This is a genomic window from Kitasatospora sp. NPDC059327 (assembly GCF_042752535.1).
Classification (GTDB): Bacteria; Actinomycetota; Actinomycetes; order Streptomycetales; family Streptomycetaceae; genus Kitasatospora.
The window spans coordinates 51,800-66,794 of sequence record NZ_JBHYYB010000016.1 but is presented as its reverse complement, the minus strand read 5'-3'; the positions used below and the strand labels follow the sequence as shown (position 1 = coordinate 66,794).

General features: G+C 68.0%; 10 protein-coding genes. 3 read left to right on the top strand and 7 right to left on the bottom strand.

Annotated elements, in window-relative coordinates:
* Positions 1–49 precede the first annotated feature (49 nt).
* From ACFXHB_RS12885 to ACFXHB_RS12875, 3 genes are read right to left on the bottom strand one after another with little or no spacing between them, the layout of a single operon-like run.
* Positions 50–3,358, bottom strand: a complete 3,309-nt coding sequence (locus ACFXHB_RS12885; protein ID WP_380574071.1) for a hypothetical protein — start codon at positions 3,356–3,358, stop codon at positions 50–52.
* Positions 3,355–4,602, bottom strand: coding sequence for a hypothetical protein (locus ACFXHB_RS12880; RefSeq protein ID WP_380574070.1), 1,248 nt, complete (start codon positions 4,600–4,602; stop codon positions 3,355–3,357). The genes ACFXHB_RS12885 and ACFXHB_RS12880 overlap by 4 nt, the downstream gene beginning before the upstream one ends.
* Before the next feature lie 60 nt (positions 4,603–4,662).
* Positions 4,663–5,922, bottom strand: a complete 1,260-nt coding sequence (locus ACFXHB_RS12875; protein WP_380574069.1) for a helix-turn-helix domain-containing protein — start codon at positions 5,920–5,922, stop codon at positions 4,663–4,665.
* Positions 5,923–6,064: 142 nt separating this feature from the next.
* Between ACFXHB_RS12875 and ACFXHB_RS12870 the strand changes: the two genes are divergently transcribed.
* On the top strand, positions 6,065–7,723 hold the full coding sequence (locus ACFXHB_RS12870) for a PE-PGRS family protein (RefSeq protein ID WP_380574068.1): 1,659 nt from the start codon (positions 6,065–6,067) through the stop codon (positions 7,721–7,723).
* On the opposite strand, the gene ACFXHB_RS12865 is transcribed toward ACFXHB_RS12870, so the two are convergent.
* The 4 genes from ACFXHB_RS12865 to ACFXHB_RS12850 form a co-directional block, all read right to left on the bottom strand.
* Positions 7,653–8,498 carry a PE-PGRS family protein gene (locus tag ACFXHB_RS12865; RefSeq protein WP_380574067.1) on the bottom strand — a complete coding sequence of 282 codons (846 nt, stop codon included), beginning with the start codon at positions 8,496–8,498 and terminating at the stop codon, positions 7,653–7,655. The two genes, ACFXHB_RS12870 and ACFXHB_RS12865, sit on opposite strands and share 71 nt — an antisense overlap.
* Positions 8,499–8,619: 121 nt before the next feature.
* Positions 8,620–9,147, bottom strand: coding sequence for a hypothetical protein (locus ACFXHB_RS12860; RefSeq protein WP_380574066.1), 528 nt, complete (start codon positions 9,145–9,147; stop codon positions 8,620–8,622).
* A 354-nt stretch (positions 9,148–9,501) separates the two neighbouring features.
* Positions 9,502–10,458, bottom strand: a complete 957-nt coding sequence (locus ACFXHB_RS12855) for a pirin family protein (protein WP_380574065.1) — start codon at positions 10,456–10,458, stop codon at positions 9,502–9,504.
* Positions 10,459–10,675: 217 nt separating this feature from the next.
* Positions 10,676–11,185, bottom strand: a complete 510-nt coding sequence (locus tag ACFXHB_RS12850; RefSeq protein WP_380574064.1) for an SseB family protein — start codon at positions 11,183–11,185, stop codon at positions 10,676–10,678.
* A 215-nt stretch (positions 11,186–11,400) separates the two neighbouring features.
* On the opposite strand from ACFXHB_RS12850, the gene ACFXHB_RS12845 reads away from it, so the two are divergent.
* Positions 11,401–13,230 carry an acyl-CoA dehydrogenase gene (locus ACFXHB_RS12845; RefSeq protein WP_380574063.1) on the top strand — a complete coding sequence of 610 codons (1,830 nt, stop codon included), beginning with the start codon at positions 11,401–11,403 and terminating at the stop codon, positions 13,228–13,230.
* A gap of 345 nt (positions 13,231–13,575) precedes the next feature.
* Positions 13,576–14,871, top strand: a complete 1,296-nt coding sequence (locus tag ACFXHB_RS12840) for a M18 family aminopeptidase (protein WP_380574062.1) — start codon at positions 13,576–13,578, stop codon at positions 14,869–14,871.
* The last annotated feature ends 124 nt before the right edge of the window (positions 14,872–14,995 follow it).

Here is a 14,995-nt window from a genome sequence, read left to right as displayed (position 1 = left end):
GTCTCTTCTTCTTTCTTGTGAGTCTCGTCGGTTGCCCGGGTGCCCAGGGTCAGTGGGGGTCGATGCCGGCGTAGGAGAGGAAAGCGTTGAGCGCCTCTCCGTACAGGTCGTTCATGCGTCGTCGCACGTCAGGCGGCCACTGGGAGTGGATGCGCCGAAGGACGGTCTCCAGGTCGGCGCTCCAGGTGTCCTCGTGGAAGGCGTAGTCGACCATGTGCAGCACGGCTTCGGTGCCGCCGCGACGGGCGCGACCGGCGAGCTGGATGAGGTCGACGATCATGCCCGCGACGACCTCCTCCTGGAGGGACTTGTGCATCGCCGTGAACTGTGGGGCTGTGCGCAGGAGGAGCGCCAGGCGGTCCCATGCCGCCGCGCGGGCACCGGCCAGGGCCTGCGACGGGTCGGAGATACCGCCGGCCGACAGGGCACGCAGCCCGGCGGCGTTGATGCTGCCGTACATCTCGGCGGGTTCGTTGAGCAGTGCGAGGGGGCGCACGCACAGGTAGACGGATCGGACCGCTGAGCGGGTGCCCTTGACGATGTTGAGCCCGCGGGCGATGAGCGACAGCGGAACGACGAGGATTTTGCCGTGATTGGGGAAGTCCTCGAACTCCTCGGCGGTCAGGCGTACGGCCACGGTCTCCCTGGGCAGTTCGGGGTCGGCACCGTGCCGGTTCTCCGCGCGGACAGCCAGGCATAGTCCGCCGTCGTACTGCCCGGCCTGAGCGATTCCGCGGGCGAGCCACGCGCACTGTTGATAGGAGTTGGCGACGACCAGTACGTGTGCCCGATCCGGGTCCTTGGCAGCGGTCCGTTCGAGTTCGCGGTGGATGTACTGGTCGTACAGGTTGCCGCCGAGCTCGATGAGCGCGTCCTTCTTACGGCTGGGGTGGGTGCCGGAGACCTTGATCGGTTCTCCGAACAGGGGGTGGCCTTCGCCATAGTCGATGCGGTGTTTCCTGGCCCGGATGGAGTTGGCCTGGGCGTCGGTCATCCACCAGCGCACCGGGGCGTGGAGGTGCTCTCGGACTGCCTGGGGGAAGTAGGCGGTGGCCGACAGCCCCATTACTGGCCGTTCGACGCCTGCCAGGATGAGGGACACGATCCCACCCAGCTCGGCGGTGAAGGTGTGCGGGTCACCGGCGATGGTCTGGGCGACCAGGGCCGCGTTCTTCTCCTTGTCATCGAGTCCGGTGACTCGGTAGCCGGTGATGGCTTGCCCCAGCATGCCGAGCGGCAGAACGGCGGAGATCGCAGTCGCCTGCAGGTTCTCCACGATCTTCTGGGCCGAACGCAGACCGGAGGAGCGGTAGTCGTGGGCCTTCTCCTGGAGGGCGGACAACGCCTCGTCCAACTCGATCATGGCAGTCCGGGTGACCAGCAGGTTGACCGCCTGCGCACGCCTGTGCGGGTCCTTGACGCTGGGCTCGAGCAGGCCGTGAAGTTCGATCTTGACGGCGTCCAGCAGGTGCTCGCCGCGAGGCGCCACCAGCGCGCTGAGCGCTTCCCTGACGTCATGCCAATCGGGGTCGAGCAGGCTCGCCTGTCGGTTGAGCGGATCGCGGCGCTGATAGCGGGTAGGCATGAGGGCGTTGAGCTGCTGGAAGAGCTCAGCCGGGATGTCTGCACCGTCGCCCGTCTCTGTTGGCGACCACAGCAGCCGGAGGAGGGTACGGTCACGCCCACGTGCCAGGTGCCAGCGGGTACTGGTCTGGTCGGGGATGCGCTCCTGGGCCCGGTCGTCCTCCGTGGCGTGCAGGCTGAGGGCGTTCTTACAGATGCTGAGCAGGAGGAACTCGGCCATGAGACGGACGTGGCTGACAGCGGGCAGCAGGTTGTGCTCGTCGTCGATGCGTAGCCGTTTGGCGTCGGTGTCCATCTCCTGCGGCGCGGCCGACCAGTGCCGGCGGGAGTGCAGGATGATCTCGCTCGCGCACTTGTCGACGGCCCGGGACTGGAACTGGTCGACCTCGTCGATGAGAACAGCGTGGCAGGTCCTCAGTGCGAACTCGGCTGCGGTCATGCTGCGTACGGGCCGACCGTCGAGGTTGACGCCGATCCGCAGGTTGCCCTGCATGAACACGTAGTGATTCATGACGACGACGTTGGCGTCGGCCGCCTCGTACACGGGAGCGTACCTGCCGCAGGTCGGGATCCAAGGGCAGGCCGCAGCCCCGACACCCTGTCGGTGCAGCGACAGGCAGGGCTCACGCCCCGGCGGATAGTCCCCGGTGGCTTCCAGGAACGTCTTCAGGGCGCATCCGTACGCCAGGGGATCGACGTCGCGTTCGGCGCGTTCGCCCCACTCGCCGGGCGCGTCCGGGTCCTCGTTGATCAGAGAGGCGAGCTTGAGCGCGCGGTCGTGCATGCCGGATGACGACATCAAGTGTGCGCACGTGGCCTCGTGCTCGATGACCTTGGACCGGTGAAGGTGGGCCAGGTCCTGGCGCACGTTCCAGGTCATGGCAAGGCATGCCTTGATGTCGGGCAGGACGATCGTGACGCGCAGGTTGCGGGCGGCGAACCAGGCGGCCATGACGCGGACCATCACACTCTTGCCGGTGCCGGTCGGCGCGTTGAAGATCTCCATGCCGCCGGCGGTCAGCGCGAGAGCTTCGGTGGGGGACATGGTGTCCGTGGTCTTCAGCGCGTCGAAGAGCTGCCCGAGGGTGTGGCGCAGGTAGCGCTTGTCTTCGGGGTAGCGCTCGTCGATCTGCTCGGCGAGGTCGAGCAGATCGGGCGTGGGGATACGGAGGTCGGCCATGTACGGGACGGTCGAGAGGTGGGGGAGGCTTTCGTGGCTGAGCGCCTCGGTGAACTGGGGGTAGGTGGGGATCGTCAGGCGTCCGTGGATCTGGCCCACGTCCTTGACGAAGATCTCCCCGGTGAACCACGTGCCGGGGCCGGCGAACTCCGGAGGTCTCGGCCGAGCGCTCGGGCGCCGGAAACGGGCAGTCAGACGGTCGACGTAGCCGAGCGGATCGCCTCCGAGTCGTGGAAACGCGGCATCGGCCGTGAAGGGGTTGTCGCCCACGGTCTCGAAGGGAGCCATGACCGATGCGTCCCCTGGAGCTTCCCCGATCAGCCCCGCCAGCAGGGAACGCGCTGCCACCGAGAACTTCCGAACGTCGGCGAGTTCACCCGGCGCGATGGAGCAGACCGCGGCGATCCGCCGCTTCTCCTCATGAGGCAGCATCTTCCAGCGGTCCCACGCCTGGTACGTCCCCGAGAGCAGGAACGCTGCCTCGGCGAAGGGAGCGGCGGTGCGGGATTCGCCGTCGACCGCTAACGGGAAGTAGTGGCCGGCGAGGGCCAGTGCGGTGCATACCGCGGTTTCCTCGATGGGCAGGTCACTCATGTCCAGTTCACCCCGGCCTTCTCGCAGACCAACTCGCCGAACTCAGAGGCGGTCGCGACCTGCATGTCCCCGTACTTCGCGCACACCCCCGACAGTAGGGGGACTTGGCGGGCCCGGTAGTCCGGCACCACCAGCCAGTCGGCGCCACCCCGGTCACCCTCCTGGGCATGGACGAGGCTCCCCAAAACCGTGGCCGAGGTGTAGTCCTTGACGTCGACTTTGAACGTCGTCTTCTTGCCCCGCTTCGGGCCGACCTCGATCAGCAGGTCGTAGGCGTCCAGGCCCGGCCACAGCGAGACCTTCAGCCCGCGCTCCGTCAGCCGGTCGTACAAGGCCAGTTCGGGCAGACCGGGAACAGTCGTGTAGCGCCAGATGCCTCGGGTGACGGCCTTGTGGCCCTCTGCGGGCAGAGCCTGCGGGACTTCTCCAAGATCCGGATAGAGGACCGCCTCACGACCTTCCGGACGAGGCGGTGCGGGCTCCGGCAGTAACTCTGGTGCACTGCCGTCTGCCGGCAGCCGGAAGAGGTAGGAGGCCCCCATATCCGCGTGGGGCGTGTGCCAGCAGCGCGCGGCTCCTACGGAGGTTCCCGCGTTCCTCCGGACGACGACCCGCATCGGCCATCTGCAGACGGGGCATGGGAACCACCAACCCCGATAGACGGAGTCGAAGGGAATCTCCCGATAGAAATCTGCGACCAGCGGGGGCAGCCGCAGCTCGCACAGTTGGTCGACGGGCCCTGCAGGGCAACGGATCAGATCCTTGCGGCCGGCCTCGTACACGGTTTGCTCACCTTGCTTGCGCAGCAGTGTGAAGGCCGTCTCCTGGTCGATCTCCGACTGGAGGTCCCGGTCGCTGACGACACCGGCGAACGTGTCGAGCTTGCGCAGCGTGTGCAGCAGCATCTGCTGCTCAAGATCGAGGTCGAAGGCGTCTTCGGTGACCTGTCCGTCCTGGTCGACGACCAGCATCCCGTCCAGATCCAGGGGCCTGACGCCCTTGGGCAGCAGGACCGCCAGGTCCCCTCTGAGTGCCCGTCTGAACTCTCCGAAGGCAAGGGGGCTATCCGGGCCGCGTGCCGCATGCAGCATGCCGTGACACTCCATCAAGGTCGTCAGGCGTTGCTGAGGTTCCAGGCCCGGCGCGGTCATCGCTTTCGCAGCGCGCAGCGCAGCTCGGGTCACCAGGTAGCGGACCCGGTCGTCATCGAGCGCCTGCGCACCATCGTCCAAAGGACTCGTCACGATCCGGAGCGTACGGGGCACCTACGACAAACACGCCACCAGTGAAGAAAAGACGCTCACTTACGGCATCTTGTTCGCACGCATGTCGAGCCCTGTGGTATTGACGCGCGGGTAGAGCTCTCGGTAGACATCGAGGTACTCCACCACGTGACGCCGACCGAGCTGGGTAAGCCGCCAGCGGTACTCAGCGACATGCGTTCCCCCGGGGGCCATGACGGGCACCGAGTCCACCAGGCCGCGGCTCGGCTGCCCCCCAGCCCTGCCTCGATAACCCACACCGATGAAGAACAGTGAGCGGCCGGCCAACTGGTCGTCCTCCAACCCGGCGGGCTCAGCGGCTGCAACACGCACCAGAACCCCCCAGAGCCACTCCGACAGCAGATGGGCCGCAGGGTCCGGCTCCCGCGGTTCGCCAAGCCCAGCACGCGCAGCCGCACGGCCCCGTCGGGTGATCTCGACCAGTACCCGGCCGACCTCTCCGGTAGCAGGGTGCTCGACCGAATCCTCAGTGACCACGAGCAAACCTCTCCGCTCCAGCGCGTGCACCGTCTGTCCGGCTCCCGGGTCGTGCACACCATGCTGGCGCAGCCTTTCCTGCAACCGGGTGTACCCGACAAGAGAAGGCGCGGCCTTGAGCGTCAGCGGCAACTTGCGCCACTCGGCGGCCTTCGGCACAGGCAGCCGCTGGACCCGGCGCATCCACATCTCGGTCTCCGTCATGCGGTCGTCCCGCATGATCTCGCCCAAGTAGACCTGCTGGCGTTCATTCAGCGACTCCCACGTCGCCAACGCCGCCCGTGAAGGTTCCTGCTTCCGCTTGGTGACCAAGGTTGGAGGCTGCTCGTCCGGCCTCGTGCGCATCCAAGCGTCCAGGACCATCCGTACCGGGACTCCGTACGCCTTCGCCAGGGGGGCAAGAAGCCGCCCCGTCGCCTCGGGGTCCTGCCAGTGCCGCCCCTGGACTTGCAGCCCCTTCTCCAGTGCAGAGATCTTGGGCGCCGAGACAGACAACTGACGGCCTGGCGCCGACGCCCGCAGAAGCTCGGCGACCCGTTCCAGCGTCAGCCCAGCGGCATACCTTAGATCGACCAGGGTCTCCTGTCCCTGCGGAGCCCCGGTGAGCGCATCCACCTCACAGCCGAGAGCGGATGCCAACTGCTCCAGTCGAGGCGGAGTGGGCGTGTGCCGGCCCTCCTCGTAGAAGAAGATCATCCGAGATGAGACCCCAGCCCTCGCAGCCAGCACTTCGCGTGTTAGCCCCAGCTCGACACGTCTGGACACCAATCGCGCCGGGTCGATTGTGCGCAAGGGAAGAGGCATACAGCCATGGAAGTCCAATGAAGACTTCATTGCAATAGAGCCACGCCTCGAAAGCCGCAGTGCGGGTGCCGAGCGGTCCTCTTCTCGGCAGATTTGATCAATCGGCTTGTGCCGGACGGAAGGGAGGCGGTACCACGGCGGTATGCACCGCTGGACTCCTCTCAACGAGCGTCAGCTCGCTCTCCTGACTCGTATCAGTGCGGGTGTCGAACCCGTAACCTCGGACGAACCCGCGCTCGCCGTTACGGCACGGGCACTCAAGGGCCGCGGGCTCATCCTCATGCCGAAGGCTGCTGACACGAAGTGGCGGGCAGAGATCACCGACGTTGGACGGTTCTATCTGGACCATGGCCATCACCCGGACCAGCCGGCCAAGAAGGTCGGTCGGACTGCTGAGCGAGGCCAGGTTCAGGAACCGGCTACGAAGGTCGTCCGGCAGGACGCTCAGCCGGGCGAAGGGGCCATGAGCCCGAAGTCGGTGGCGCCTACCCGTCCCGCCCGCCCGCTGCCACCTCCTCGCTCGGTGGCTGGGCCGGCGTTGATCGAGCAAGTTCAGCAGGCCGGGCGCTTCCTGCGTATCTCGGATCCGTCTCCCGAGGAACGTGCGCGGCTACGGCGGGCCTTTGACGCCGCTCGCGAGTACGCGCCCGACGGCTACCAGCTGAAGTACAGCGGACGGGAGAAGGGCGACTTCTTCCTCGGCCTGCTGCGGACGAACGGGCTCGACGAGACCGAGTGGAACCGAATCCGCCTCCAGCGGAGCAGGGTCATCACGGACGTCGACGACGTGATCGCGGCGATCAAGGCCGACCACAGCGCCTTCGAGATCTCCGAAGACGTGCTCCCACGCGTCCTGTCGATCGTCCGTCTGATCGCAGAGGAAGCCCTGTCGAGGCACGGGGACGTGACGATCTTGAAGAAGCGGCGCCAGGTCAGGCCGATGCTCAACGTCCACGGCAAGACCTGGGAGATCGAATTCAAGGAGCGGCAGAGGCACGCCAAGTACGTTCCCGCCCCCAAGGGGCGACGCAAGACCTACGACTGGCAACGGGTCACGCCCGCCCACCGATCCGAGCCGTCCGGCGAGCTCGACCTCTACCTGGTCGAACCTCACCACAGCTACAACCGCGCCCACGCCTGGACGAAGCAGTGCGGAGACACACCCAGCCGTCAGCTGGAGGAACAGATCGGGGCTGCCTTCCGTGCCCTGAGAGCACGTGCCGAGGAGCAGGAAACGCACCGTCTGGCGTACGAGGCCGAGCAACGACGGCTCAAGGAGGAGCGGGAACGGGCGGAGACCGAGCGGCGACGACTGGAGGCCGAGGAGAAGGAGCGCAAGCAGCGGAAGTGGGAGAAAGCCATCGCCGCCGCCAAGGTCCACGCCGCCGAGGCTGCGCGGGCGGAGACCTTCGGGGCGGCCCTGGACCGGTGGCGTGCTGCGGCTGAGATCCGCCGGTTCTGCGCGGAGCTGGAGGAATCCGTATCCCGCGCCACGTCCGTCGCGGAGGCCGAGCGTCTGCGTCAGTGGGCCAAGTGGGGGGAGGAAGAGGCCGACAGGATCGACCCGACGTCGCCCGGCCGAGGGCTCGGCGTCGAGGACTTCGAGACCGAACCCACTGACGAGGCTCTGCGCCCCTTCCTCAAGGGCTGGAGCCCGCACCGGCCCGTCAAGGAAACACCGCCGGCTGAACCTGCCCAGCCACCCCACCAGCCAGACCCCTGGCGCGACCTCAGCGCCTCACCTCGGGACCAAGGCTGGAAATACGGACCCCAAGGTCGCGCTCAATGGTGGAGGCGATGACGCCGTGCCCGCGCTCGCGCAACGCCTTCACGGCCCGCTCGATCAGGGTGTTCAGCCGCTCCACCTCTTCGCGAAGCGCGAGCAGCTCGTCGTAGCGGTCCACCCGCTCCTGGCCGCACCACTCGCGGATGGTGCGGAGGGCGTCGTCCTCGGCCTTCAGCTTCCCGTCGTCCCGGCGGCGCTCCCAGGAGTGCCGTGACGGAACGGCCCGCTCGCGGTCCACGGACTCCTGCCGGCGGTCGACCTCCGGCAGGATCCCCTCGGCCAGCGTTTCCGCAACGCGCCGGGCGATCCGCTCGACGACTGGCCAGCCCGCCAGGCTCAGCCCGGAGTGGTTCTCGTAGACCATCGGATCGGCGCGCAGCTCGGCCGGATCGAGGCCCAGACGCTGTGCTGTGGCATCCAGGTCTGCCAGCTCCAACACGCCGGCATCAGCCACGCCTTTGCGCAGCCGGACCTGGCTCTTCGGGCGGACGAACCCCAGGATCGTCCGGGCCGCCTCGAACTCGGGGCTCTTGCGCACCTGCCGGGACGCCTCGGTCAGCCTCAGCTCCGCAGCATCGTCAGCACGGAATGCCTCAACGTCGGCCCACCGGGCGACCAGTGATGCCTGCGCCACCCACTCCTGCAGCCCGGCCTCCTCCCCTTCGAGGAACCGGACATGCACCTGGGCCGACCGACGCGGGTCTCCCACTCGGACGATCTCCACACGGCGGACAGTGCCACCGAGCAGCTTGGGCTGGGCACGATAGGCCCAGTTCTCGTTGATCTCCACGCACCTATTGAGCCAAAGCGGCGCCCTGCCGCGCTACCGCTTCCCAGGACCGTTATCGGCCGGAAATGGAAGGGGGCCGCCGTGAGGTGGCGCAGTAGACCATGGTTCCGTGCAGCTGGCCTCAGGAACCCTGCGCGGTCTTGAGTCGCGTATTCTCGGCCTCCAACGCCGCGATACGCTGTTCAAGCTGGGTGCGGGTGAGGCGGTTACTCTTGGGGGCTTGAGCGGGGGGCTTTCTGGGATTCGGTGGTTCCGCTACAAGCCCGAGTGGCTCGTAGGCCACGATGTCCGAGGGGTCCTTGCCGCAATCCGGGCACCGCATTGACGATGATCCGTGCATCCTGGGATTAGCCATGGTGCAGTGGCGCTTCTTCTCCACGATGTGGCCGCAGTAGAGACGCACGCGCCAGCGCATGATCTGGTGATCTGGGTTCTTGAACGCCCCCAGCATCTCAAGCCCCTTTTTGCGGTGAGCGTTGCGCTGCTCCCTGAGCTTCGGATCCGCCTCCTCCTCGGCTTGCCACTTTTCCATCTGCTTGTTGACGGCATCACGGATCTGGTCTGAGGATTTCTGTGAAGCATGATCTCGCCGAGTCAATTCATACGCTTCGAGCGGGACTCCATGCCTCTCATGAGAAACATCGGCCATGTGCGAACCATATCGACGGCTGGATCGGACTGCCCAGGCTGGTCGATTAGTCTCCGGCGATCGATCATGTGCCGAAATATTTAGTGAGGTGGACGGCTGTATCGGATCGCAAGTGATCAGTCGATGATTGGATAGTGGCGGGCTGTCCGATGCGCTCGGACGTCGGCCCGACACCGGGTGACTTCGCCGTCCCAGCCTGCCCGCTGCCCTGTCGCCGTTAGGCGTGGTTGGGGCTTTGGCTGTCCGGGCAGGAGACCTCGGGCTGGGGACCGGGCTCAAGGTGCTCGGTGCATGGCATGGCGAGACCCCGGCCGCGGAGTGCGGTCGGGGCCTCGTCTGGCGTGGCGGTACGGGTCAGTTGGCGTCGGGGGGGATGGTGCCGAGGCGGCCGGCCTGGAAGTCTTCCATGGCCTGCTGGAGTTCGGCGTGGCTGTTCATGACGAACGGGCCGTAGTGGGCGACGGGCTCGCGGATGGGGAGGCCGCCGAGGAGGACGACCTCGAAGTTGGCGCTTCGGGAGTCCTGGGTGTCGTCCGCCCGGATGGTGAGGGAGTCGCCGTCGCCGAAGACCACGGACTGGCCCATGTGGAACGGGCGCCGCTCCTCGCCCGCCGAGCCAGTGCCCGCCAGGCCGTACGCCAGGCCGTTGAAGTCGGACCGCCAGGGCAGGGTGACCTGGGCGCCGGGGTTCACCGACACGTGGATCATCGTGATGGGCGTGTGGGTGGCGCCGGGGCCCTGGTGGCCGGCGATGTCACCGGCGATCAGCCGCACCAGCGCGCCGCCGTCGGAGGAGGCGAGCAGCTTCACGTTCGTGCCGCGGATGTCCTGGTACTTCGGCGCGATCATCTTGTCGGCGGCGGGCAGGTTCACCCAGAGCTGCAGCCCGTGGAACAGGCCGCCGGACATGACGAGCGACTCGGGCGGGGTCTCGATGTGGAGCAGGCCCGAGCCGGCCGTCATCCACTGGGTGTCGCCGTCCGTGATGACGCCGCCGCCGCCGTGGGAGTCCCGGTGGATGAAGGTGCCGTCGATGATGTAGGTGACCGTCTCGAAGCCCCGGTGTGGATGCCAAGGGGTTCCCTTCGGCTCCCCAGCGGCATAGTCGACCTCGCCCATCTGGTCCATCATGATGAACGGGTCGAGGTACTTCTGGTTGATCTTCGCGAAGGCGCGGCGGACCGGGAAGCCCTCGCCCTCGAAGCCGCTGGGGGCGGTGGACACTGCCAGCACCGGCCGCGGGCTGGAGCCTTCGGCGGGAGCCGCGATACGCGGCAGAACAAGCGGGTTTTCGACGGTCACGGCGGGCATGTCGGCCTCCTTCGGGGGGTTCCTCTGGCCTACGTCCACGAGATTAGTTCAATCCTCAACAAGAAGCAAGTTGAACGTTGAACTATATGGAGGCGGCGGCGCCGGGGCCGGGTCGGAGGGTGTGGCCCGGGGGCGCCCGCGCGGCCGGAACGGGACCGCCGGCCGCGCGGGCGCCGTCGCCGGCCGCGCGGGCCGGTCGGGCGTACGCGCGGACCGGTCAGCCGTACATGCGGCGCATGGTGAAGTCGACCATCTGCTCGACCGCCTTGGCGTCGAACACCATCCGGTGCTCGCCCTCCATGTCCAGGGCGAAGCCGTATCCGGTCGGCAGCAGGTCGAGCACCTCGGCGCCGGTGACCGTGAAGTGCTTGGAGTCCTTGCCGGCGTAGCGGCGCAGCTCCTTCAGGGAGCTGAACATCGGGATCACCGGGGTCGGCGTGTTGTGCAGCGCCAGGAACCCGGGGCGGTCGCCGCGCGGGCAGTGCACCTTGGAGGTGATGAAGATGGCCTGGAAGTCCTCCACCGCCATCGACCCGGTGGTGAAGGCCCGGACGGCGTCCGCCAGTGACGGCGGGGACGGCTCGGGGTAGAGGGACTGCTGCTGCTGCGACGCCTGCGGCTGCTCGCCGTACGGGCCGGGGCCGGGCATGCCGTTCATGCCCGGCTGCGGTCCCGCCTGCTGCTGGTAGGGATCGCCCGGGTATGCGTTCTGGTCATAGCCGTACACACGGACAGGCTATCGGGAGCGCAGCCGCCTGTGCTGGCGTTGATCCTGACAAGGAGTGGCCCTCCCGGCTTGTGGGACGTGACCACGTTCATAGGGGATTCATCGCCAGGGGCTTGAAACAAGTTACCGCTGGGTAGCATCATGATGCTTACTGGTGGGTACGGGGCGCCCGAACGCGGCGGTCTCCCGGAAGCGACGAACCGGAGAAAACGGCGATGGGTCACTACAAGTCCAACCTGCGGGACGTGGAGTTCAACCTCTTCGAGGTGTTCGGCCGCGAGCAGGTCTACGGCACCGGACCGTTCGCGGACATGGACGTCGAGACCGCGAAGAACATCCTGAGCGAGATCGCGCGCCTTGCCGAGAACGACCTCGCCGCGTCGTACATCGACACCGACCGCAACCCGCCGGTCTTCGACCCGGAGACCAACACCGCGCCGATCCCGGCCTCGTTCAAGAAGAGCTACCAGGCCTTCATGGACGCCGAGTGGTGGCGTCTGGGCATCCCGGAGTCCATCGGCGGCCAGGTCACCCCGTCCTCGCTGATCTGGGGCTTCGCCGAGCAGATCCTCGGCTCGAACCCGGCCATCTGGATGTACTCCTCCGGCCCGGCCTTCGCCGGTGTCATCGCCGAGGAGGGCACCGAGGAGCAGCTGGAGGTCGCCAAGCGGATGACCGACCGCCTCTGGGGCTCCACCATGGTGCTGACCGAGCCCGACGCCGGTTCGGACGTGGGCGCCGGCCGCACCAAGGCGATCAAGCAGGAGGACGGCTCCTGGCACATCGAGGGCGTGAAGCGCTTCATCACCTCGGGCGAGCACGACATGTCCGAGAACATCATCCACATGGTGCTGGCCCGCCCCGAGGGCGGCAAGCCGGGCACCAAGGGACTCGGCCTCTACATCGTGCCGAAGTACGACTTCGACTGGGAGACCGGCGAGCTCGGCGAGCGCAACGGTGTCTACGCGACCAACGTCGAGCACAAGATGGGCCTCAAGGCTTCCAACACGTGCGAGATGACCTTCGGTGCCAAGCACCCGGCCAAGGGCTGGCTGCTGGGCGAGAAGGTCGACGGCATCCGCCAGATGTTCAAGATCATCGAGTTCGCCCGGATGATGGTCGGCACGAAGGCCATCGCCACCCTCTCCACCGGTTACCTCAACGCGCTGGAGTACGCCAAGGAGCGCGTGCAGGGCGCCGACATCTCGCAGTTCCTGGACAAGACCGCGCCGCGCGTCACGATCACCCACCACCCCGACGTGCGCCGCTCGCTGATGACCCAGAAGGCCTACGCCGAGGGCATGCGCGCGCTGGTCCTGCTCACCGCCTCCACCCAGGACGACGTGCTCGCCGCCCGCCTGCGCGGCGAGCACGACGAGGCCGCCGAGCGCCTGAACGACCTGCTGCTGCCGATCGTCAAGGGCTACGGCTCGGAGAAGTCCTACGAGCAGCTCGCCCAGTCCCTGCAGACCTTCGGTGGCTCCGGCTACCTGCAGGAGTACCCGATCGAGCAGTACATCCGGGACGCCAAGATCGACACCCTCTACGAGGGCACCACCGCGATCCAGGGCCAGGACTTCTTCTTCCGCAAGATCGTCAAGGACGGCGGCCAGGCGCTCACCGCGCTGTCCGAGCAGATCCAGAAGTTCCTCGGCTCCGCCGCGGGCGGCGACGCCCTGGCCACCGAGCGCAAGCTGCTCGCCCAGGCCGCCGGTGACCTGGAGGCCATCGTCGGCAAGCTGCTGGCCGACCTCTCCTCGGTCGAGCAGGACGTCAAGAACATGTACAAGGTGGGCCTCAACACCACCCGCCTCCTGATGGTCTCCGGCGACGTCGTGGTCGGCTGGCTGCTGCTGCGCCAGGCCGCGGTGGCCCTGGCCAAGCTGGAGGCCGGCGCCTCGGAGAAGGACGTCCCCTTCTACCAGGGCAAGGTCGCGGCGGCCCGCTTCTTCGCCAAGAACATCCTGCCGACCGTCGCCTCGCAGCGCCTGATCGCCGAGGGCATCGACAACGAGATCATGGAGCTGGCGGAGCAGGCGTTCTGACGCCGGCCTCCCCGATGACCGCCTGACCCCACCCTCACACCGAAGGGCCCGGTTCCTCGACCGGGCCCTTCGGTGTGCCACCGGTCGCTTCCGCCCACGCCGTCCCCCGGCCACGCCGTCTCTCCCCCGGACCGCCGTTCCACGCCCGTCTCCGGACCGCCATGACCGTCCGCGACCGGGCACGACCGCTGGGTGCGCGCCGTCCGGCGCGGCGTCAGTTCAGGTTTCTGTCCGCGTTCTGCATCCGTTGGGAGGATCCGAGTGTCCTGTCCGTGTACGGGCATATGCTCAAGGTGCGAAGCCGACCCCCATCCGGTTTCAGCCCTCCCTCGACTCAGGAGCAGCATGTCGACCGCCGCCCGTCAGGCTTTCTTCGACCGGACGCACACCGATGATCTGATTGCCTTCCTCGGTACCTCACCGTCGCCGTACCACGCGGTCGCCAGCGCCGCCGAGCGGCTGGAGAAGGCGGGTTTCCGGCAGGTCGCCGAGACGGACGCCTGGGACGCGGTGGCCGGGGGCCGGTACGTGATCCGGGGCGGTGCGCTGATCGCCTGGTACGTGCCGCAGGGCGCCGTTCCGCAGACGCCGTTCCGCGTCGTGGGCACCCACACCGACTCGCCCAACCTGCGGGTCAAGCCGGTGCCGGACACCGGTTCGGCGGGCTGGCGGCAGGTCGCCGTGGAGATCTACGGCGGCGTGCCGCTGAACACCTGGCTCGACCGCGACCTCGGCCTCTCCGGCCGCCTCGCGCTGCGGGACGGCAGCTCGCGGCTGGTGCAGCTGGACGAGCCGCTGCTGCGCGTGCCGCAGCTGGCGATCCACCTCGACCGCCAGGTCAACGAGGGGATGAAGCTCGACAAGCAGCGCCACCTCACCCCGATCTGGGGCCTCGGCCCGGTCGACGAGGGCTCGCTGATCGAGTACGTCGCGCAGCGCGCCGGTGTCGACCCCGCCGACGTGGCCGGCTGGGACCTCATGACGCACGACGTGCAGCCCGCCAGCTACCTGGGCCGGGACCGCGAGCTGCTGGCCGGTCCGCGCCTGGACAACCTGCTCTCGGTGCACGCGGCCACCGCCGCGCTGGCCGCCGTGGCCGGCGAGGACCTGCCGTACATCCCGGTGCTGGCCGCCTTCGACCACGAGGAGACCGGCAGCGAGTCGGACACCGGCGCGCAGAGCCCGCTGCTCGGCAACGTGCTGGAGCGCAGCGTCTACGCGCGCGGCGGCAGCCCGGAGGACCGCGCCCGGGCGCTGGCCGGCACCGTCTGCCTCTCCTCCGACATGGGCCACGCCGTCCACCCCAACTACAGCGAGCGGCACGAGCCGGGGCACCACCCGATGCCGAACGGCGGGCCGATCCTGAAGGTCAACGTCAACAACCGGTACGCGACCGACGGGGTCGGCCGGGCGGTCTTCGCGGCGGCCTGCGAGAAGGCCGGCGTGCCGTGGCAGACCTTCGTCTCCAACAACGCCATGCCCTGCGGGACGACGATCGGCCCGATCACGGCGGCCCGGCTCGGGATCAGCACGGTGGACTGCGGCATCGCGGCGCTCTCCATGCACTCGGCGCGCGAGCTGTGCGGCGCGGACGACCCGTACCTGCTGGCGAGCGCGGTCAAGGCCTTCCTGGAGGGCTGAGCACGCACCGCATCCCGTCTCATCGCACCGCAGCGCGCGAAGGGCCCGGCGACCGCCGGGCCCATCGCGCGGCCCTCACCCGCCCGGGACGGCGACACCAAACCCGCGGGCACCCACCGCAGCC

Coding starts and splice junctions, on each gene's coding strand:
- ACFXHB_RS12870 (WP_380574068.1), top strand. CDS start 6,065: ATGCACCGCTGGACTCCTCTCAACGAGCGTCAGCTCGCTCTCCTGACT.
- ACFXHB_RS12860 (WP_380574066.1), bottom strand. CDS start 9,147: ATGGCCGATGTTTCTCATGAGAGGCATGGAGTCCCGCTCGAAGCGTAT.
- ACFXHB_RS12875 (WP_380574069.1), bottom strand. CDS start 5,922: ATGCCTCTTCCCTTGCGCACAATCGACCCGGCGCGATTGGTGTCCAGA.
- ACFXHB_RS12885 (WP_380574071.1), bottom strand. CDS start 3,358: ATGAGTGACCTGCCCATCGAGGAAACCGCGGTATGCACCGCACTGGCC.
- ACFXHB_RS12840 (WP_380574062.1), top strand. CDS start 13,576: ATGTCGACCGCCGCCCGTCAGGCTTTCTTCGACCGGACGCACACCGAT.
- ACFXHB_RS12845 (WP_380574063.1), top strand. CDS start 11,401: ATGGGTCACTACAAGTCCAACCTGCGGGACGTGGAGTTCAACCTCTTC.
- ACFXHB_RS12855 (WP_380574065.1), bottom strand. CDS start 10,458: ATGCCCGCCGTGACCGTCGAAAACCCGCTTGTTCTGCCGCGTATCGCG.